Origin of the sequence: Maridesulfovibrio spiralis (SeqCode), assembly GCF_048571135.1 — a bacterium.
In the GTDB taxonomy this organism is placed as follows: Bacteria; Desulfobacterota; Desulfovibrionia; order Desulfovibrionales; family Desulfovibrionaceae; genus Maridesulfovibrio; species Maridesulfovibrio spiralis.
The window spans coordinates 3,686,673-3,706,519 of sequence record NZ_CP182344.1; the positions used below are offsets into that span (position 1 = coordinate 3,686,673).

At 46.8% G+C, this 19,847-nt stretch carries 23 protein-coding genes; 21 read left to right on the plus strand and 2 right to left on the minus strand.

All coding sequences use genetic code 11. The features are described from left to right. Positions 1 to 94 precede the first annotated feature (94 nt). The 19 genes from ACNI29_RS16525 (at position 95) to ACNI29_RS16615 (ending at position 17,996) form a co-directional block, all read left to right on the plus strand. Positions 95 to 739 carry a protein-L-isoaspartate(D-aspartate) O-methyltransferase gene (locus ACNI29_RS16525; protein ID WP_419779471.1) on the plus strand — a complete coding sequence of 215 codons (645 nt, stop codon included), beginning with the start codon at positions 95 to 97 and terminating at the stop codon, positions 737 to 739. Positions 740 to 745: 6 nt separating this feature from the next. Next, positions 746 to 1,705 (plus strand): DUF368 domain-containing protein, encoded by a 960-nt coding sequence (locus tag ACNI29_RS16530; protein ID WP_419779472.1) that lies wholly within the window; start codon positions 746 to 748, stop codon positions 1,703 to 1,705. Between the two features lie 53 nt (positions 1,706 to 1,758). Further along, a complete protein-coding gene (locus ACNI29_RS16535; RefSeq protein WP_419779473.1) occupies positions 1,759 to 2,655 on the plus strand; it encodes a P-loop NTPase in 897 nt (298 codons plus the stop codon). Positions 2,656 to 2,834: 179 nt separating this feature from the next. Beyond that, a complete protein-coding gene (gene pgsA / locus ACNI29_RS16540; protein WP_419779474.1) occupies positions 2,835 to 3,380 on the plus strand; it encodes a CDP-diacylglycerol--glycerol-3-phosphate 3-phosphatidyltransferase in 546 nt (181 codons plus the stop codon). A 39-nt stretch (positions 3,381 to 3,419) separates the two neighbouring features. Beyond that, the gene (locus ACNI29_RS16545; protein WP_419779475.1) at positions 3,420 to 3,698 is read left to right on the plus strand and encodes a hypothetical protein; all 279 of its coding nucleotides are present in this window, start codon (positions 3,420 to 3,422) and stop codon (positions 3,696 to 3,698) included. Positions 3,699 to 3,707: 9 nt separating this feature from the next. Beyond that, complete coding sequence (locus tag ACNI29_RS16550) at positions 3,708 to 4,034, plus strand: FtsB family cell division protein (protein WP_419779476.1); 327 nt, start codon at positions 3,708 to 3,710, stop codon at positions 4,032 to 4,034. Beyond that, complete coding sequence (locus tag ACNI29_RS16555) at positions 4,018 to 4,893, plus strand: tetratricopeptide repeat protein (RefSeq protein WP_419779477.1); 876 nt, start codon at positions 4,018 to 4,020, stop codon at positions 4,891 to 4,893. Before ACNI29_RS16550 ends, ACNI29_RS16555 begins: the two co-directional genes overlap by 17 nt. A gap of 89 nt (positions 4,894 to 4,982) precedes the next feature. Then, the gene (locus ACNI29_RS16560; RefSeq protein ID WP_419779478.1) at positions 4,983 to 5,783 is read left to right on the plus strand and encodes a hypothetical protein; all 801 of its coding nucleotides are present in this window, start codon (positions 4,983 to 4,985) and stop codon (positions 5,781 to 5,783) included. An 83-nt stretch (positions 5,784 to 5,866) separates the two neighbouring features. Further along, positions 5,867 to 6,883, plus strand: coding sequence for a class 1 fructose-bisphosphatase (fbp, locus tag ACNI29_RS16565; RefSeq protein ID WP_419779479.1), 1,017 nt, complete (start codon positions 5,867 to 5,869; stop codon positions 6,881 to 6,883). Then, entirely contained in the window at positions 6,883 to 7,953 is a 1,071-nt protein-coding gene (tsaD, locus tag ACNI29_RS16570; protein ID WP_419779480.1) for a tRNA (adenosine(37)-N6)-threonylcarbamoyltransferase complex transferase subunit TsaD, read from the plus strand. Before fbp ends, tsaD begins: the two co-directional genes overlap by 1 nt. 217 nt (positions 7,954 to 8,170) lie before the next feature. Then, on the plus strand, positions 8,171 to 8,491 hold the full coding sequence (gene trxA, locus ACNI29_RS16575) for a thioredoxin (protein WP_015851695.1): 321 nt from the start codon (positions 8,171 to 8,173) through the stop codon (positions 8,489 to 8,491). After that, complete coding sequence (gene trxB / locus ACNI29_RS16580; protein WP_419779481.1) at positions 8,492 to 9,412, plus strand: thioredoxin-disulfide reductase; 921 nt, start codon at positions 8,492 to 8,494, stop codon at positions 9,410 to 9,412. It abuts the gene before it with no gap. Then, positions 9,412 to 10,143: an outer membrane protein assembly factor BamD gene (locus ACNI29_RS16585; RefSeq protein WP_419779482.1), complete on the plus strand. Its 732-nt coding sequence runs from the start codon at positions 9,412 to 9,414 to the stop codon at positions 10,141 to 10,143. Before trxB ends, ACNI29_RS16585 begins: the two co-directional genes overlap by 1 nt. A gap of 114 nt (positions 10,144 to 10,257) precedes the next feature. Beyond that, a complete protein-coding gene (locus ACNI29_RS16590; protein ID WP_419779483.1) occupies positions 10,258 to 11,058 on the plus strand; it encodes a hypothetical protein in 801 nt (266 codons plus the stop codon). Between the two features lie 24 nt (positions 11,059 to 11,082). Next, positions 11,083 to 13,131, plus strand: a complete 2,049-nt coding sequence (gene fusA / locus ACNI29_RS16595; protein ID WP_419779484.1) for an elongation factor G — start codon at positions 11,083 to 11,085, stop codon at positions 13,129 to 13,131. Between the two features lie 47 nt (positions 13,132 to 13,178). After that, the gene (locus tag ACNI29_RS16600) at positions 13,179 to 13,682 is read left to right on the plus strand and encodes a DUF2062 domain-containing protein (RefSeq protein WP_419779485.1); all 504 of its coding nucleotides are present in this window, start codon (positions 13,179 to 13,181) and stop codon (positions 13,680 to 13,682) included. Between the two features lie 203 nt (positions 13,683 to 13,885). Continuing rightward, the gene (locus ACNI29_RS16605; protein WP_419779486.1) at positions 13,886 to 16,054 is read left to right on the plus strand and encodes a chemotaxis protein CheA; all 2,169 of its coding nucleotides are present in this window, start codon (positions 13,886 to 13,888) and stop codon (positions 16,052 to 16,054) included. Further along, complete coding sequence (locus ACNI29_RS16610; protein WP_419779487.1) at positions 16,054 to 16,920, plus strand: CheR family methyltransferase; 867 nt, start codon at positions 16,054 to 16,056, stop codon at positions 16,918 to 16,920. The genes ACNI29_RS16605 and ACNI29_RS16610 overlap by 1 nt, the downstream gene beginning before the upstream one ends. 5 nt (positions 16,921 to 16,925) lie before the next feature. Next, on the plus strand, positions 16,926 to 17,996 hold the full coding sequence (locus tag ACNI29_RS16615) for a protein-glutamate methylesterase/protein-glutamine glutaminase (RefSeq protein ID WP_419779488.1): 1,071 nt from the start codon (positions 16,926 to 16,928) through the stop codon (positions 17,994 to 17,996). A gap of 2 nt (positions 17,997 to 17,998) precedes the next feature. On the opposite strand, the gene ACNI29_RS16620 is transcribed toward ACNI29_RS16615, so the two are convergent. Together ACNI29_RS16620 and crcB are read right to left on the minus strand one after the other, a co-directional pair. After that, entirely contained in the window at positions 17,999 to 18,352 is a 354-nt protein-coding gene (locus ACNI29_RS16620) for a DUF190 domain-containing protein (protein WP_419779489.1), read from the minus strand. Between the two features lie 32 nt (positions 18,353 to 18,384). After that, a complete protein-coding gene (crcB, locus tag ACNI29_RS16625; RefSeq protein ID WP_419779490.1) occupies positions 18,385 to 18,765 on the minus strand; it encodes a fluoride efflux transporter CrcB in 381 nt (126 codons plus the stop codon). 69 nt (positions 18,766 to 18,834) lie between these two features. Here crcB and ACNI29_RS16630 point away from each other — a divergent pair, with 69 nt between their 5' ends. Together ACNI29_RS16630 and clpS are read left to right on the plus strand one after the other, a co-directional pair. After that, positions 18,835 to 19,410 carry a class IV adenylate cyclase gene (locus tag ACNI29_RS16630; protein ID WP_419779491.1) on the plus strand — a complete coding sequence of 192 codons (576 nt, stop codon included), beginning with the start codon at positions 18,835 to 18,837 and terminating at the stop codon, positions 19,408 to 19,410. A gap of 127 nt (positions 19,411 to 19,537) precedes the next feature. Further along, complete coding sequence (gene clpS / locus ACNI29_RS16635) at positions 19,538 to 19,846, plus strand: ATP-dependent Clp protease adapter ClpS (protein WP_419779492.1); 309 nt, start codon at positions 19,538 to 19,540, stop codon at positions 19,844 to 19,846. The last annotated feature ends 1 nt before the right edge of the window (position 19,847 follow it).

Consider the following 19,847-nt stretch of genomic DNA (forward strand, 5'->3'; position numbering starts at 1 on the left):
GAATTAAAGTGGCGGATATTTTTGGCCGGATAATTCATTGATTAAATTAATTTTCAGATGTTGCAGCATTAAGCTGATGTCTGACGGGGGATAAGTGCGTATAGATCCTAAACGTTCCAGAAAGAAGATGGTGCAGGAGCAGATTGCCGCCCGTGGGGTGGTTGATAAAAATGTTCTTGATGCCATGAGTAGGGTTCCTCGGCATTTATTTGTGCAGGATGCTCTTGCTTCACGTGCCTATTCTGACAGTGCCCTGCCCATCGGCGAGGGGCAGACCATCTCCCAGCCGTATATTGTCGCCGTTATGTCCGAGTTGCTGAGAATTGAGCCGGGGCACAAGGTTTTGGAAATCGGTACCGGGTCTGGGTATCAGGCGGCGGTTCTTGCCGAGATGGGAGCGGATGTCTATTCTATAGAACGGATTCGCAAGCTCTTTATTTCAGTGCGCAAGCTGCTTTTTGATATGAGATATTTTAATATTCAGCTCAAGCTGGATGACGGGACCATGGGCTGGCCGGAGAATGCTCCTTATGACCGGATTATTGTAACTGCCGGAGGACCGGAAATTCCGCAATATCTCATCGACCAATTGGCTGATCCGGGTATAATGGTTATCCCCGTTGGCGGTCAACGGCGGGTACAGCGGTTGATGCTGGTTGCCAAGAATGACGGTAAAATTGAAACCACTGACATGGGCGGATGCGCTTTTGTTGATTTGGTGGGTAAACAGGGCTGGTAGGTGAATATGAATTTTCTGCAGGCATGGAATAAAGGGCCCGGACCGGAATCTGCGCGTGAGTACCTTACACTTATTCTTAAGGGTGTGTGCATGGGGGTGGCTGATATTATCCCCGGTGTATCCGGCGGAACTATGGCCTTTATTACCGGTATTTATGATAATCTTATTGATTCAATCCGTTCTTTTAACAGCCGGTTCATTAAATGTCTGTTTAAACTTGATTTGAAAGGAGCTATTGCGGAGGCTCATCTGAAGTTTTTGCTGCCGCTTCTTTTGGGGATCGTGGTGGCTATGGTGTCCATGGCCAGAGTGATTCACACCCTGCTAGGGAGCCATCCTGTTCAGGTCTGGTCCCTTTTCTTCGGTCTTATCGCCGCTTCTATTCTGGTGGTCGGTAAAAGAGTCGGGGAATTCTCCTTAAAAAATATCCTTTCCGGTGTCGCGGGGGCTGTGTTCAGTTTCTTTCTTGTGGGGCTGATTCCTGTGACGACTCCGGATACCCTCTGGTTTGTCTTTATTTGTGCTTCGATTTCCATCTGCGCCATGATTCTGCCCGGCATCAGCGGTGCGTTTATTCTTTTACTGCTGGGTAAATATGAATTTATCACCGGAGCGATCCGCAATCCTACCACCGTTGAGAATGGGGCTATCCTGTTGGCTTTTGTGTGCGGTTGCGCTTTCGGTATTTCTCTTTTCTCCCGTGTTCTGCATTTTCTGCTGGAAAAACACCACGCCATCACAGTCAGCCTGCTGACCGGATTTATGGCTGGGGCCATGCGTAAGATCTGGCCCTGGAAAGAGGTTCTTGATTCAGTGGTAATACGGGGTAAGGTTCACGTCCTGAGCGAGGCAAATGTTCTGCCTCCTGCTTACGACGGAGGATTTGCGAGTGCAGTACTTTTGATGGTTGCCGGATTCGCAGCAGTGATTATCTTGGAATGGGTGTCTTCAGCCAAGGACAGCTGAAGTTGACCGGGGATATCTTTCCCTGATGTTTAATATACAACAAAGGCATTGATATGAGTTCATCATGCAGTTCCTGTTCTTCTGCTCCGCAGAAGGGTGGTGACAAAAAGGCTAGTGCTGCCCATGCTTTGCAGAATGAGTTGATTTCTTCCACTCTGCAGAAGATTAAATACAAAATTTTTGTAATGAGCGGTAAAGGCGGCGTAGGTAAGAGTTCTGTTGCGGTCAATATCGCTGCAGCGCTCGCAGATAAAGGTTTCAAAGTCGGTATCCTTGATGTCGATATTCACGGTCCCAGTGTTCCTCATCTGCTTGGAATCACCGGACAGCTTGATGTCGAGCGCGGCAATCTTGTTGTTCCCAAGAAGGTAAATGACAACCTGCATGTTGTTTCCATGGAATCCCTGCTCAAAGATCCTGATCAGGCTGTTCTTTGGCGCGGTCCCATGAAGACTTCCGCAATCAGACAGTTCATTTCCGACGTTCAGTGGGGCGAGCTTGATTTTCTCGTAGTCGATTCCCCTCCGGGTACTGGCGATGAGCCCATGACCGTTCTGAAAACCATCCCCGAATCCCTTGCTGTGGTTGTAACCACTCCGCAGGAGATTTCCCTTGCAGACGTACGTAAGGCCATTAACTTCCTGCAGTATGCCAAAGCAAACATTATGGGTGTGGTTGAAAACATGAGCGGACTCGTCTGCCCCCATTGCCATGAAAATATCGACCTCTTCAAGAAAGGCGGCGGTGAAGAACTTGCTGCGAAGTACAGCCTGCCTTTCCTCGGTGCTGTTCCTCTTGATCCTACCACTGTTGTTGCCGGTGATCTTGGTAAGCCCGTGGTTCTTCTTGATGAAGATTCCCCGGCCAAACTGGCGTTCAGAGCTGTGGCTGATGAGATCGCAGAAGCTGCTGAAAGCAGCTTTGAGGTTGCTTCCAGCACCCATACTTAATAAAAAACGCTTTTTTTCAAGCGTAAATCATCTGCCGGGTTGACATACTGTCCTCCTCGGCACAGAATCATGCAGTTCCTGCGGGGGACTGTGCATTACGGTTCCCCGCATTACGCAAAGGCTATCAGGCTTCAGGGCTTCTGCTCTGACTAAATGAATTTCTCGACCCGGGACACTCTATGTTCAATCTTGCCAATTCCCTTACTCTTGGACGCATTCTGGCTGTACCTTTAATTGTCGTTCTTCTTTATTATCCGACCAAGCTGACCATGTTTCTGGCTGCCTTTGTGTTTTTTCTGGCATCGCTGACCGACTTTTTTGACGGGTACATAGCCAGACGCAGCAATCAGGTAACCAACCTCGGCAAATTTCTCGATCCGCTTGCGGACAAGCTGCTTATCTGTTCCACCCTGATCATGCTCAGCTATATGGGGTATGTCAGCGGCTGGATCACTATTGTTATCGTTTGCAGGGAATTGGCTGTAACCGGACTCAGGGCTATCGCCGTTGATATGGGATTGGTCCTCGCTGCGGATAAATTCGGTAAACTCAAGACCGTCACCCAGAGCTTTGCTCTTGGTCCCTTGCTGCTCTTCTACCCCTATTTTGGAGTAGATATGTACCAGTTGGGAATGTGGATTCTTTACGTGGCCTTGTTCCTGACCGTATTTTCCGGTGCTAATTATATGTACAATTTGCATAAAGTCTGGTTAACTAGCGAATAATAAAAATTTATTAGAAAAAGTTTACAGACAGGATTATCAATGAACGGTAATGACCGACAAAATCTTGTATTCCGGCTCAATAATTGTCTTGAGACAATTATTGAAATGGAACAGGAGCTTGAAAAGCTTGACTTAAACAACAGGTTTATTGAAGAACTTGAGGTTCTTAAGGGCTTTATGAGTAAAATGGAAAAAATCAGAGTGAGTGAGGCCGAAGTCGAGCGCATCGAGTCCGCTACTGATAATTTTCTGCTTGAACTCAGAGTTCCTCTCGGACAGGTTGATTCGTCCAGAAAAATGTTTTCCCGGCTTCAATAAGGGATTTATATGCTGCGGCGTAGAGTATTGTTGGGATTACTGGTTATTATCAACCTTGTGCTGTTGATTCGCTTGGGATTGAGCGAGCAGGGGGTTTTCGGCTATCTGGAACTTGATGAAAAAGTTCAGGATCTTGAAATGAAAATCGAGGCAGCTGACAACCGTACGCTTGAGCTAAGCAGGGAGATACGGCGTCTGAAGACAGATCGTGCTTATCAGGAAAAAGTCATCCGCAGCAGGATGAATTACGTCAAGGAAAACGAAGTGTTGTATATTTTTCCGCCATCGGGGGAAACAAAGACTCAGGGAGCAGGTGCAGATGCAAAGCAAGATTGAGTGGTATCAGGAAGTTCTGGCTCTGGAACCCAGCTCTAAAGTATTCTTTCCTTTGGCCCGCCTGTATGTGGAAATGGGCAGTCATGAAAAAGCTGTCACCACTCTGAGGATGGGGCTTGATCGCCACCCCGACTACCTTGAAGCACGTCTGCTGCTGGTGGAAACCCTTGCCAAACTTGGTAGGGAAACCGAGGCAAAAGCGGCAGTTGCTCCGCTGACAAGGCTTTTTTCATCATACCCCTCATTTTGGAAAATGTGGGGTGCTTCTGTTTCAGAGGGCAATAGCGATGTTGCCGGTGCTATGGCTTTTCTCTTTTCTGCCCTGCATGGTTCTCCCCTGTCCTGGTCGGACGTCATGTCGGAAGGTATCAAGCAGCTGACCGGTATTTCTCTGGAAGAGGATGGTGCAAGTTCTGCTTCCTTAAAAGCCGGTGAGGTCAGTGAAACTGCCGGTGATTTCAGCCGTCCAGATCCGGAAAGCAGCGAATTATTGGCTGATGAAATATCTGAAGCTGCAGCCCTAGTTTATTTTGACGGTGATGTTGGTTCTGACCTGACCAGTCCTGTTGCCATGGACAGCCTAAAGACCAAGACAATGGCTGAAGTGCTTGCATCACAGGGAGACCTTGAAGGAGCACTTGAAATCTACCGTGAATTGCTCTGCAAGGCTACGGACGAAGAAAAAGAAGAGCTTATGTCTTTTATGGCTGATATTTCCAGCCGGATCAGCACTGAGCCTGTAAATGAAGTTGCCGGTGATGATGCAAGCAATGATCCGTATTTCAAGCATGCTAAGAGCAAGCTTATGAGTACCCTTGAACTTCTGGCTGAGCGGCTTGAAGCCAGGGCCTCCCGATAGATTTCCTGTTTCCGGGTTTATTTAAAGTTATAACTTAATAATATACATAAGGATTCGTGCTGGCTAAGCACGGAGTCCGGGTATTTAATATGGAATTTAAAAATTCAGTGCGATACTTCGCGCTTTTTGCTTTTTTGGTAGTATTGTTGTGCGTAGGTGGTTGTGACTATGGAAGTAAGGTCTGGCACGACGCACAGAGTGCAATCGACCCCAACCCTGAAATCAATCTGAATCATGGCGGGATTGAGAATCCCGATGATAATAAACTGGCACTTCTTTTTACTCCTGTCGACGCCAAAGTTTTAGCTCTCTGCGAGACTCTGTCTACGGTTGACTCCCACCCTGACGAAAACTGGTTCAAGCTTCTTTTCATGCGCTATCCGTGGATCAGCGGTGTTCTGACTGTTGATGATGAAGCCAGCGTTCTGGTAAAATTGCCGGAAGCGGAAATTAAGCCTTTCAAGTCGGGACCGCTCATTGAATACGAAGGGGATTGGAATGAGATCAACCTCAAGTCTTTTGTCAGTTATTCTGAGTTCGGACCTGAAATGTATCTTGCCACTCCATTTTTCAAGGATGCGGAATTCAAAGGTCTTGTCGTTGCACATTTTGATCCGCGCATTTTGTTGAATTTTTGTCCTGATCCGAAAAAATTGATTATTATGCAGCCTGATGGCGGCGGTGTTTGGACCGGAGCTGAGGATCTGAATAAAGAAGCTCTGCTTAAAATTGATTGGGATGAGTTGCTGGATAACGATGTCCGGGGTGTTGTTAACGTTGACGGCAGTCGTTATGTTTGGCTTGCCCGTTATGTTGGAGACACTCAAATTGTCTACCTGACCAAGGCTGTGACCAAGGAAGGGGAAGACGATGGAATACTTTTCTTCTAATTATTAGGTTTTGGTTGAAAAATCTGGTATAAAGCTTACTACTTTCTGAAAATACGCAGCAGGGACATTCCGAAGGAGGATAAATGACCCAGCAGATCACTGTTACTGAGCACCTCTTACTGCACCAGAAACAAATCCCCGGAGCAACCGGGCAGTTTACCCATTTATTCAATGAACTGGTTCTTTCCGCTAAGATTATTTCAAGGGAAGTGAACAAGGCCGGCCTTGTTGATGTTCTCGGTTTTACGGGGGAAATCAATGTTCAGGGTGAGGAAGTAAAGAAGCTGGACGAATACGCCAACCGTATCCTGATCCACCGTATGGCACGTTCCGGTGTCCTCTGTGCAATGGCTTCTGAGGAAAACGCGGATATTATTGAGATTCCCCACGGTCTTCCGCAAGGAAACTATATCATTATATTCGACCCACTGGACGGCTCTTCCAATATTGATGTTAATGTAAATATCGGGACTATTTTTTCCATTTTCCGTCGTAAAAGTAAACTTGGAACACCTGTTCAGTCCACTGACGTTTTGCAGGCTGGATGTGAGCAGGTGGCTGCCGGTTATATCCTTTACGGCTCTTCAACCATGCTGGTTTTTACTACCGGTGATGGTGTTCACGGTTTCACACTTGACCCGGGGGTAGGGGAGTTCCTGCTTTCTCATCCCAGTATCAAGATACCGGATACCGGAAAAATTTATTCCGTGAACGAAGGATATTGGCCCTTCTGGTCTGAGGCGACTAAAGAAGTCGTTGGCCATTTCAAATCTACAAAAAATATCCACGGTAAACCGTACAGTCTGCGCTACATCGGGTCGTTGGTAGCAGATTTCCACCGAAATCTGATATATGGCGGTGTATTCATGTATCCTGCTGACCACCGTGACCCTGCCAAACCACGTGGTAAACTGCGTTTGCTCTGTGAAGCTTCGCCCATGGCTATGCTTATCGAGCAGGCCGGTGGCCGGGCAACAGACGGAACCCGTCGCATACTTGATATTGAGCCTGATGATTTGCATCAGCGTGTTCCGCTCTTCATAGGCTCCCGCCATGAAGTGGAAACTATCAGTGCTATCTATAAGGAGCATGAGGGATAATGCTCTGCCTTGGTATTGAGAGTTCCTGTGATGAAACTGGGCTCGCTCTTGTTCAAGACGGTAAATTGATTGCTGAGAAACTTGCTTCTCAGGTCGATGTTCACGCTGTTTTCGGCGGTGTTGTTCCTGAAATTGCATCCCGTGAGCATCTAAGGGTTTTGCCTGTGCTGCTTCGGGAACTTCTCAAAGAACAGAATTTGACCGTTGATGATATTGATGTGGTTGCTGTTGCCAGAGGACCGGGATTGCAGGGCTGCCTGCTTATGGGCTTGAACTTTGCCAAGGGGCTGGTTCTTGCCAGCCGTGCAAAGTTGGTCGGAGTCAATCATCTCTGGGCGCATTTAACAGCTGCAGGTCTGGAGCAGGAACTACAATTTCCCTCATTGGGATTGCTGGTTTCCGGTGGACATACCCATATTTACCTTATTGAAAGTCCGCAAAAATTCACTCTACTTGGACGCACTCTTGACGATGCGGCAGGTGAGGCGTTCGACAAGACCGCAAAGTCTTTAAACCTACCTTATCCCGGTGGCAAGCTGGTCGATGATCTTGGGAAACAGGGCGTTGTTGATAAGAAGCTTTTTCCTGTTCCTTATGTGAATAATGATAATCTCGACTTCAGTTTCAGCGGCCTGAAGACTGCGGTTGCGAACTATGTCAATAAGCACTCCGATCTGAGGCTTGATGTTATGGGGCTACCTGAAGAAGGGGCTGAATCTGCCGAGATTTCTGAGGCGCGCAAAAATATGTTGGCCTCATTTAATTATACGGTCGGAAGAACTCTTGAAGTAAAGGTTGAAAGGGCGCTTAAAGGCAATCGTGGGCTTAAGTCTTTGATTGTTGCCGGAGGCGTTGCAGCTAATTCGGTTGTCCGGTCTGTTATGGCCGATGTTGCGCAAAAGTTTTCAATTCCTTTAGTGCTTCCTTCTATGCATTTGTGCACTGACAATGGTGCTATGATCGCATATGCCGGGTATCTTATGGCTGAAGCAGGATGCCGGCATGATTTTGATCTTGAGGCTATTCCGCGTGGACGGGTGGTTCCTTCAGACTGGATTTGCGAAGGTTAAATGTTCTAAGTGGGTGTTGCCTTTGCGCTTAAGGGCGGGTATTATAGAATTTAAGTGTACGCCTGTTGTGCCTGTTCATCTTGACACACTGGGCAACGATAATTAGATTTCTGAAATTGAAGAACACTCCTGACAGAGGAGTGTACCGGACTAAGACAATTTGATGTGTCTCAATGCGAAGACGCAGCTACCTGAATACTGTAACAAGGAGAAAACCATGGCTTTGCAGGTAACCGATTCCAATTTCCAAGAAGAAGTTCTCAATAGTGATAAGCCTGTTCTGGTTGATTTCTGGGCTCCGTGGTGCGGACCCTGTCGTGCAATGGGTCCTGTGATTGACGAGCTTGCTGAAGAATTCTCCGGCCAGATCAAAATTTGCAAAATGAACGTTGACGATAACCCTGCATCCCCAGGTAAGTACGGTATCCGTGCAATCCCTACCCTCATCCTTTTCAAGGATGGAGAAGTTGTAGACCAGACCACTGGCGCAGTTTCCAAAAGCAGCATTAAGGAAATGATCAGCAGCAAGGCTCTGTAAATGAAGTCTTATGACGCCGTTGTTATTGGGGGCGGCCCTGCCGGAATGGCGGCCGCCCTTTATCTTGCGAGGGCAGGAGTTAATTTTCTTGCCATCGAGAAGATGTCCCATGGCGGACAGATGCTCTTGACGGATGAACTGGAAAACTTCCCTGGATTCCCCGATGGAATCAAAGGGTACGAGTTGGCCGATAGAATGGATAGGCATGTCAAACAATATTCGTTTGATCATGTTTATGATGAGGTCACACAAATCATTCCAGGGGAAGAGTATCATGAAGTTGTGGTAGAAAGCGGTGATCATGTGAGAAGCCGGGTGATCATTATTACATCCGGGGTTACTTTTCGAAAGCTGAAAGTTCCAAACGAGGAAAAACTGCTTGGCCGCGGGGTTTCCTACTGTGCTTTGTGTGACGGCAATTTTTATCGCGATAAAGTTGTTGCCGTTATTGGCGGCGGTAATTCAGCTCTTGAAGAATCTATCTATCTTTCCAAGCTTGTTAAGAAGCTGTACCTTGTGCATCGCAGGGAAGAATTCAGAGCGGATATGGTCTATCAGGATAAATGTCTTGCTAACCCGGTTATTCAGCCTGTCCTGAATTCAGTTGTTTCTAAAATTGTCGGTGATACAGAAGTGGTCGGTTTAGAGATCAAGGATGTAGCCACCGGTGAATATTCCGTTCTTGATGTGGACGGAGTATTTATTTTTGTCGGATTTGACGCAGTGTGCAGCTTCTTTCCTGAAGAGCTGGCGCTTGACCAGTATGGATTTATAAAAACAACCTGCGAAATGGAATCAAGTATTCCCGGAATATACGCAGCAGGTGACATCCGCTCCAAAAAATGCAGACAGGTTGTCACTGCAGTTGGCGATGGCGCAACAGCCGCCACATCTGCGTATGCATATCTGGAACATAAATAATGCGAAATAAATTTTTATCTTTTGTCTTAGCTTCTTTTCTTCTAATCAGTCTTTCCGGTTGCGGACTCATCGACTATTACTTCCTTCCCAAGCCTGAGGATACTGCACAGGAGCTTTATGAAGCCGGTGTAGAAGCCATGAAGGAGAAGGAGTACTTTGATGCGACCGAATATTTTTCCAAACTGAAAGACCGCTATCCTTTCAGTCCTTATACCATCAAAGCTGAAATCAGCCTTGGTGATGCTTTTTTTCTTGATGAAAAATATTTCGATGCTTCCGAGGCTTACAAGGAATTTTCCGCGCTCCATCCGGGTAACAAGGAAATTCCGTATGTTCTTTTTCAGATCGGTGTAAGTAACTTCAACCTTTTCAGCTCAATTGACCGGCCACAGAATAACGTTACCGAAGCTCTTGAATATTTTTACAGAGTTGAGGAAGCATACCCGGAAAGTGAATATGCCAAGGCCGCCAAAGATTACATTACCAAATGTCGTCGAGCATTGGCTGACCATGAGCTTTACATTGCGGACTTTTTCTGGCGCTCAGGGCGTTACGGTTCAGCGTGGAAAAGGTATGCTTATGTAGTTCGCAATTTTAAAGACCTGCCCAAGGTTCAGAAATATGCCATTAAGCAGGCTGAGATGTCCTACTATGAACACCAGAAGACTCTTTCACAGGAAGAACGTGAAAGATTACAGGGAAGCTGGAAAGAACTGGTTGATTGGCTTTAGTTTTCTTTTCATATCCAGCAAGCAGCCCGACAGACTGATGTCTGCCGGGCTTTTATTTAGTCCTACTTGTTGATAGATTGGCGGCGAAATATGAGAACCGCCGGAGGCCCCAGAATGTTTGAATTTCCAGAATGGCTGCAGGATTATCAGATAGAAGACGGAATTTTCGCAGAAGCCTATGAATCAATTTTACCCGCCCAGCGCGCGTGGCTGAAAAAGACAATCGCCCAGGTTTACGGTGTTAATTCGTCCGAAGCACCTAGTAAAACTTGGAACGTGAACACATGGCGCGGAGGTTTTGAAACTGAGGTTGTGACTGCTCCTCTGGATTGGACTCTGCTGCTTCTTGATGCGAAGTCGGTATCCCCGGTACGTATTCTGGCTGCTCTGGCTCCGGCTCTTGCTGCCGGAGTGAGGAATGTGCTGGCTGTGTTCTGCGGTGACGGCGAGATACCCCAGTCCGTATTGGCTGGTTTCGAGCTGGCAGGTCAGGAAGATGTGGTCAAGCTGCCGCAGGAAAAAGTAGAGGAGTTGATCCTCTCGGTCGTCCATTGCGGTGTGGATGGCGCAGTGCTCGATTTGCGTGGCGAACCTGATTTTGTGCCGTACGGTCCCGGTTTGCGCTACTGGCGCGTACCGGAAATTTCCAGTATATCAGTCTGTAAGGAAGAAGACTCCCCTGATATGGATGTGCTTGCTTTTGTTCATCCGGATGTTGAATTTGTGGAAGTTGATGAGGATTCCCTTGATGAAATTGAGTCCGGCGCTGTTGTTGTTCCTGCCGAGCTTGTGGGGGATGCGTTGCTGAATTCAAATATTGTACTCGCCCATGGTCAGGAAGGATGCTGGATTTGGAATGGATTCAATAGTTCTTTTTTCAAGCGGGAATGCGTAGCTCTGGCTGTAGCTGAATAAGTATTTAGACTGGGAAGGTGGACCGTGACTGCTAAATCTGATTTTTCTGTCAAAGGTATTGGAAAGATACGTAATATTGGGATTATAGCGCATATTGATGCGGGTAAGACCACGGTTACCGAGCGCATGTTATATTTTTCCGGGCGTATCCATCGTTTGGGTGAGGTTCATGAAGGGACCGCAACCATGGATTACATGCCTGAAGAGCAGGAGCGTGGTATCACTATTACTTCGGCGGTAACGACCTGTTACTGGGATGATAAAACTGTAAATATTATCGATACTCCCGGTCACGTCGATTTTACTATCGAGGTAGAGCGATCCTTGCGCGTGCTTGACGGCGCAGTAGGTGTCTTTTGTGCTGTTGGCGGTGTTGAGCCTCAGTCTGAGACTGTTTGGCGGCAGAGTGAATCTTACGGCGTTCCGAAGCTGGTGTTTATCAACAAGATGGACAGGCTCGGGGCTGATTTTGAGGCCGTCCTTGAATCCATGTCCGATAAGCTTGGCATTACAAGTCTTCCTGTGCAGGTTCCTGACGGTTCCGGTGATGAATTTTCAGCTGTTTATGACGTTATCGGCATGAAGAAGCTGGTGTTTGATCAGGGTAGCAATGGCGAAGAATTTGATGTCCTTGATCTGGATGAGCAGGATGATGAATTTCTGGCTCCCTGGCGGGAGCGTATGTGCGAAGTCTTGTCTGAAGTGGATGATGAATTCATGGAACGTTATCTGGAAGATGACATTGACGCCAAGTATATTGACGAAGTCATTCGCAAGGCAACCCTCGCTTTGAAGCTGGTTCCTGTTTTTGCCGGTTCAGCATTGAAAAATGTGGGCGTACAGCCTTTGATGGACGGAGTTGGTAAATACCTGCCCAGTCCGCTGGAAGCACCAAAAGTCAGCGGAATTAACCCTAAAACCGGTGTAGAGCAGGTTGTCGAGCCCGTGGTGACTGGTCCGTTTCAGGCCCTTGCTTTCAAGGTGGTCATGGATTCTGGGCGTAAGATGGTGCTCATGCGCATTTATTCCGGCAAGGTTGAAGCCGGGGATACAGTAAAGAATTTCACGCAGGGCAAGGATGAGCGGTTAGCCCGCTTGTTTAAAATGCATGCCGGGCGCAAAGAGCGTCTTGATGTCGCTGGAGTCGGCGATATTGTCTGTGCCGCCGGGCTTAAAGAGGCCCGCACAGGCGATACCCTTTCGACTTCGAATACGCCGCTGGTGCTGGAGCAGATCGAAATGTACAAGCCGGTAATCTCCATGGCGATTGAGCCTCGTAATGTAGATGAATCCGATAAGCTTGAAGAGGTACTTGATAAGTACCTGCAGGAAGATCCGACTCTTGCACTGAAGACAGATGAAGATACCGGACAGATTATACTTTCCGGTATGGGTGAACTTCATCTTGAAGTCGTTCTGGATCGCATGCGCCGAGAATACAAGCTTGATCCGAGATCGGGCAAACCGCAGGTTGTCTATCAGGAAGTTCCCGGTAAAGCAGCTGAGGGCGAGGTAGAATTTGATAAGCTGCTCGGTGAAGACAAGCACTACGGGTTTGTGCGTTTGGCTGTTGAACCGCAGGAACGTGGAGCAGGAAGGGATATTGTTTTTGAAATTGATCCCGGAGAATGGTCTTCTGATTGGATGGATGCAGTTGAAGAAGGCGTAGATGACGGCCTGCAGAGTGGTGTGATTAAGGGATTTCCGGTTCAGGATGTGAAGGTGCGCATTCTTGAACTACGTAAGCGTGACGGGGAATCAAGTGTGCCCGGTTACCACATGGCTGCGGGCAAGGCTTTGAAAGCTGCTCTGGCCGCATCCACACCGAGACTCATGGAACCGATCATGGATGTTGAGGTCTCAGTTCCTGATGAGTTCGTCGGTGATGTTATCGGGCTTCTGGGTGCTAAAGGGGCGCGCATTGAAAACATGCTTGACCGCAATAGGCAGAAAATTGTTCATGCTTTGTCTCCATTACGCAATATGTTCGGTTTTTCAACCGATTTAAGATCGGCTACGCAGGGAAGGGCCGGTTTTGTCATGAAGTTCCACCGTTTTGATGTCCTTGATTAATCATGGGCTTAATTGGCGGGAATGCACAAATCAGCAAAGGGAAGTTGATGCAGAATAATTACAGTTGGACTGAAAAGCTCAAGCGGCTTTTCAAATTGTATTATCTTAAGGTGATGCGGATTAACGCTACGCCTCACAATATTGCAATGGGTGTAGCCTGCGGGGTTTTCGGCGGATGTTTTCCGGTTATACCGGGATTGCCGTTACAAACTGTTATTGCGGTGGCGATGGCATTCGTTACTCGCAGCAGCAAAATTGCTGCTGCAATCGCAACATGGATTTCAAATCCCTTAAACTGGCTGCTTTTTTACTATGTCCAGTTCAAGATCGGGACTTTTTTCCTGCCCTTGGATGTTAATTTTGATCCTTCAGCATGGGCGGTTTCCGATTTTATGGAAATCGGCTGGCAGGGCGTGACTATTTTGATCTTCGGCGGGGTTGTGCTTGGTATTCCGCTGTCTATCCTTTCTTACTTTATCGCGCTGTTTTTTGTACGTCGTTACCGCAGGCGTAAGACCCTCAGAGCTTTGGCGCGTCGAAAAAAATTATAATATAACTGGATAGATGGTTAAGCTGTGTGTTTTTTCCTCTTCAAATAGGGTGACAATTCAATCATTATCGGGCTCTTTGGTATCAAAGGGCCTTTTTTTATTTTTTTACGTGTATGATAATTATACTGCTTGATTGAAATTGATTAAATGTTTAAAAATAAAAGTTGTTTATCAGCCTATTCAAATGATCTGGAGTATTTTTTATGTCAGATGATATGACGACTCAAGTTTTCAAAGAAGAAGCATACGAGCTGCTGGGTGAGCTTGAAACCTCATTGCTTGAGCTTGAGGATGTTCCTGATGATATGGATATCATCAACCGTGTATTCAGGGCCCTGCATACAATCAAAGGGTCCGGGTCCATGTTCGGGTTTGAAGCTATTGCCGAATTTACTCACGAAGTGGAAACTGTTTTCGATTCGGTCAGGAACGGCGAACTTGCTATTTCAAAACCCTTGCTGACATTGTCGCTCGCTGCTCGCGATCATATATACTCCATGCTTGAATCTTCTTCCGGTGAAGGAGATTTCGCACTTGGTAACGGCATTCTGGATGGATTGCGGGATGTTGCTTCCGGATCGCTGGGAGGGATTACTCCGGCAAAGGATGAGCTTGCTGAAGATGTAGCCGAAGAGGTTGCAGCATCTGTTCAGGATGCTGAAGTTCAGCCTGTTGCGGAACAGGAACCGCTTAAAAGCTTGTTCCAGATCGTCATTAAAGTTGCTGTCGGTAGCAATGTAGATGAAAAGAGTCTCGACCCTCTCATGGAGGAGCTTGGAAGGCTTGGAGAAGTCCGTTCAAAAATACTCCATCAAGAAGCTGATACATGGTGGGATGTTGTTTTCGAGAGCGACGCCGACTCCATGTCCATTGAAGAAATTTTCTTTTTCACAGACATTCCGGTGACAGTTAATGTTCGGGAAGTTGCCCGCGAAGATGTTGCCGATGCTTTTATATCTGATGACAAGGAAGAGGAACAGGCGGATACCGGTCAGGTGAAGAAGCTTGGTGAAATTCTCGTTGAAAGAGGAGATGTCCCCGCCGAGGCTATTGACGCAGTTCTTGCGGACCAGAAACCGCTGGGTGAGTTGCTCACTGAAAAAGGTGTGGTCAGCAAGGAGAAGGTTGAAAGTGCTCTTGCTGAGCAGAACGCGACCAAGCAGTTTAAGAGTACTGCCAAAAAGACCCGCAAAAAGAAGATTGACACCGCTTCATCTATCAGGGTTTCTGCTGAAAAGCTTGACTATCTTGTTGATTTAGTGGGTGAGTTGGTCATCGTTCAGGCCCAGATTAGTCAGGTCGTAAGCTCCAAGGGTGATCCTGCGCTTACAGCCCTCTCCGAAGAGTTGGAACGTCTTTCTGATGAATTGCGGGACAGCACTCTCGGTATTCGTATGCTGCCCATCGGAACCACATTCAGTAAATTCAGGCGTTTGGTGCGAGACCTTTCTGAAGAGCTGGGCAAAGAGATAGATCTGCATACCAATGGTGCCGAGACTGAGCTTGATAAAACCGTCATCGAGCGTCTCAGTGATCCTCTGGTTCACCTGTTGCGAAACTCCATTGACCATGGAATCGAAGATCCACAGACACGTGAATCAAAGGGCAAATCCCGTCGCGGTAAAATTACTCTTTCCGCTGAGCATTCCGGTGGAGATGTCATGATTCTCATTGAGGATGACGGCAAAGGTATGTCCAAAGATGTCATTAAAGCCAAGGCGGTTGAAAAAGGGCTTCTAAGTGCCGATCAGGATCTTTCTGACAAGGAAATTTTTAATCTGATTTTTGAACCCGGCTTCTCCACCGCGCAGAGTGTCACCAACGTTTCCGGACGTGGTGTAGGAATGGATGTAGTTAAGCGTGCCATTGATTCTCTGCGCGGAAGCATTGATATTGATAGTAAAGAAGGCGTAGGTTCAGTTATAACAATCAGGTTGCCCCTGACTTTGGCTATTATTGATGGCTTACAGGTCCGGGTCAGTGATGACTATTTCGTTATTCCACTTTCTCTGGTTGAGGAATGTGTCGAGCTTACCAGCAAGGATGTTGAAGATGCCAACGGGCAGCAATTTGTAAACCTGCGTGGTGAAATTGTTCCGTATATCAGGATACGCGAGTGGTTTGAGGTGGAAGGAGAATCACCTCCAATTGAACAGATCGTAATTACCGGTCTTGAAGGCAGCAGAATCGGGGTTGTTGTTGATACTGTTATAGGTGAACACCAGACAGTGATCAAGAGTCTCGGACGTGTTTACCGTAATGTGGAAGGTATTTCAGGTGCGACAATCAAAGGTGATGGAACACTTGCCTTGATCCTCGATATCCCAAAACTTTTCAGGACTGTCTTGGCTGAAGTAAAGGCGGCAGGTTGATGGCTCCAAAGAATAATAATGAAAATGCGCGCGGTACAATAGGGCTGAATACCAAGATGAGCGATGCTGATTTTGGAAAATTCAGCAAGTTGATCAAAGAGGAATTCGGCATAAAAATGCCGATATCTAAAAAAACAATGCTTGAGGCCCGGCTTCAGAAGAGATTGCGTGCACTGGGTTTCAGTTACTATTCGCAGTATTGTGATTTTTTGTTCAGCCCCGGCGGTTTTGAAAAGGAACTGACTCAGCTCATTGATGTTGTCACCACTAATACCACTGATTTCTTTCGCGAGCCGAAGCATTTTGAATTGATGCTGAGCACGGTACTTCCCGATCTCTGCCAGCGCAACAGCAGACCTATCAAAGTATGGTCCGCAGGTTGCTCAAGCGGGGAGGAGCCGTATACTTTGTGTATGGTTCTACATGAATTTACTGAAAGAAATAAAAATTTTAAGTATTCCTTGATGGCCACAGATATATCAACAGATATTTTGCGGAAGGCTATGAATGCCGTTTATCCAATGAGTAAGGTTGATGTTGTTCCAATGGCTTTAAAGAAAAAGTATTTGTTAAAAAGCAAAGATAAAGCCAAGCCTTTGGTGCGGGTAAAACCTGAACTGCGTAAGAAAGTAGACTTTCGGAGACTTAATTTCATGGAACCTTTTCCATTCAAAGATCATAAAGATATAATTTTCTGCCGTAACGTTGTCATATATTTTGACCGTGCGACACAGTACACGCTGTTCAAGAAATTTTGTGCCACGCTCTCCAAGGGAGGCTATCTTTTCATTGGACACTCTGAAAGTATTTCGGGAATGGAACTCCCTGTAAGGCAGATTGCGCCCACTGTTTATCAAAAGGTTTAGTGAAGATGAAGAAAACCAAGGTATTGATTGTCGATGATTCCGCTCTTGTTCGTCAGGCATTGCAGCAGCTTTTTTCTACAGATTCGTCCATTGAAGTCATCGGCAGTGCCGGAGACCCGTTTGCCGCTGCGGAGGTTATGAAGCGGGTTATCCCTGATGTGATAACCCTTGATATCGAGATGCCCAAAATGGACGGGCTGACCTTTCTGCGTAAGCTGATGACCCAGCATCCGATCCCGGTAGTTATTTGCTCAACTTTGACTGAGCAGGGATCAGATGCCTATATGAAAGCTCTTGAATACGGGGCTGTTGACGTAATCACCAAGCCGAAAATAGGTACCAAACAATTTTTTGAAGAATCAAGTATCAGGGTTTGTGATGTGGTCAAGGCTGCTGCCATGACCAAGCCGAGTAAGCTTACTGCCCGGCCTATGAATGTGCAGCCCAAGCTTTCCGCAGATGCGGTTTTGCCAAAATCCAGACCCCGGACGACAACTTTACAGACCACGGAAAAGGTTGTTCTTGTAGGCGCTTCTACAGGTGGAACCGAGGCTATCCAGACTTTTTTACAAAGCATGCCTCTTGACTGTCCGGGGATAGCCATCGTGCAGCATATGCCTGAGAAATTTACCGCCGCGTTCGCTTCAAGATTGAACAGCATCTGCCAGATAACAGTTAAAGAAGCAAAGGATGGCGATAGTATATTGAGAGGACAGGCCCTGATCGCTCCCGGTAACAAGCATATGCTCTTTAAGCGTTCCGGTGCGCGTTATTACGTGGAAATTAAAGATGGGCCGCTGGTCAGCCGTCATAGACCTTCGGTTGATGTGCTTTTCCGTTCCGGTGCTGCCAGCGCAGGCAAGAATGCTGTAGCTGTTATCATGACCGGAATGGGTGATGACGGAGCTAAGGGTATGAAGGAGATGCACGATGCCGGAACATATTGCATCGCGCAGGATGAAGCTTCCTGCGTAGTTTTCGGAATGCCGCAGGAAGCCATCAAGAAGGGCGGTGTTGATAAAATTGTGCCGCTCAAGAATATTGCCGGAGCGGTGGTAACTTATTGTAACCGGTAGACTTACTTTTTTTGCTTTTCACCTTTGTTGTGTGTGTGAATGACTATGGTTACTTCTTCAGAAGTAACCAGCCCTTCAGTCATGTTCTCGCTTAGGAATTCTGTGAATTTTTCTATTTTTTCAGGCTGATCAATAATTTCTATTATTAATGGCAGGTCCTCTGAAAGTCTGAGAATGGATGTGGTGCGAACCTGGCTGTTGGCACCGTAGCCCATTACCCCCCGATAGACGGATGCTCCGGCAAGTCCTTGCTTGCGCGCTTCCTCTACGATTACCTCGTAGAGAGGGCGGTGCCTGATCCTGTTTTCTTCCCCTGTGAAAATTTTGAGTCTTGTAGCCTTTTCGGTTAATGTCATTGCAGGTTCTCCGGGTAATAAAGTTGTTTTGATCAGGAAACTACCAGTCTGCCCAGTGCCAATCCGCCTATAATACAGAAAAATCCTAGAACGCTCTGGCCTCCTATATTCAGGGCGGTCATAGCCCATTGTCCGGATTTTACCAGGTTTGCGGATTCAAACATATATGTGGAAAATGTGGTGAATGCGCCCATGAATCCGGTCAGGATCAGAAGCCTCATCTCCGGTGGGAAACCAAGCCGGTCTTCAAACATACCGGTAACCAACCCGAAAAGAAGACAGCCGAGCATGTTTACTGTAAATGTCCCTGCAGGAAAAGGTGAATCCACCATCCGCTGGGCTACACCGGAAACAAGATATCGGCAGAGGCTTCCGGCTGCACCGCCTGCCGCAATGTATAAATATTTATGCATGATCGTGTCCTTCAATAATGTTCCTTTATTAAAATTTTGTAGCACTTCAAGCTTAGAGAGAAAAGTAAAATGGCTCTTGAAACTGAATTGAAATACCTGAATGCCAATCACGACAAAGCTCGGGAAATTATGCAGGAAAAGGGTGGTACTCTGTTAACCCGGCATTACGAGCGCAATATTGTGCTCGATGATTCCGGCCGGACTCTTTACAAGCGTTCCGCTTTGCTGCGTGTTCGGCAGGCGGATAAAGTGACCATGACCGTTAAGCGGATTCCCGCTACAATAACATCGGGTAAGGCCAAGGTTTATATTGAACATGAAACCGAAGTCTCAAATTTTGATGAAACCGTGGCAGCATTGCAGGTTTTGGGCTATTCTCCGGTATTTAGTTACGAAAAGATCAGGGAAGAATGGGAATTTGAAGGTTGCCATGTCTGTCTGGATCTGCTCCCATTTGGCCCGTTTATTGAAGTTGAAGGTAGTGAAGACGGAATTTTGAATTGCGCACAAATTTTGAATCTCAGGTCCGAAGACTCCTGTAAAAGTACATACCATGAGTTGAACAGGGATTACCGGAGAGATGCAGGTTTGGAGCCGGATGAGAATTTTGTGTTCACTCCTGAAGAGGTTAAAGAGTTACTTTAAGATTTCGGTGTTATGATAATTTAAGTTAATTATAGCTTATAAATAACAAATTGTTCCTCGACAGGTCGGGAAATTGTTCTTATTGTTAAGTATAGTCAAACATAAAAAAATTTAAGAAATAAATAAAATGGCTGAATATAAAGAAGATTTTGAGTCTGATGTACTGCTGGAGGATGAGCTTAAAGAACCGCGGAAGTTCCGGGTGCTGCTGCACAATGATGACTATACTTCCATGGAATTCGTTGTAGTCGTGCTCATGCAGGTTTTCAGGAAAACAGAAGAGGAATCCACGCAGATAATGCTCAAGGTCCACAATGATGGGGTCGGAGTGTGTGGAGTTTATACGGCAGAAGTTGCTGAAACACGCGTTGAAATGGTCAAGCAGCTTGCACAGCAGGCTGGCTATCCGCTGAAATGCACAATCGAAGAGGTCTAGT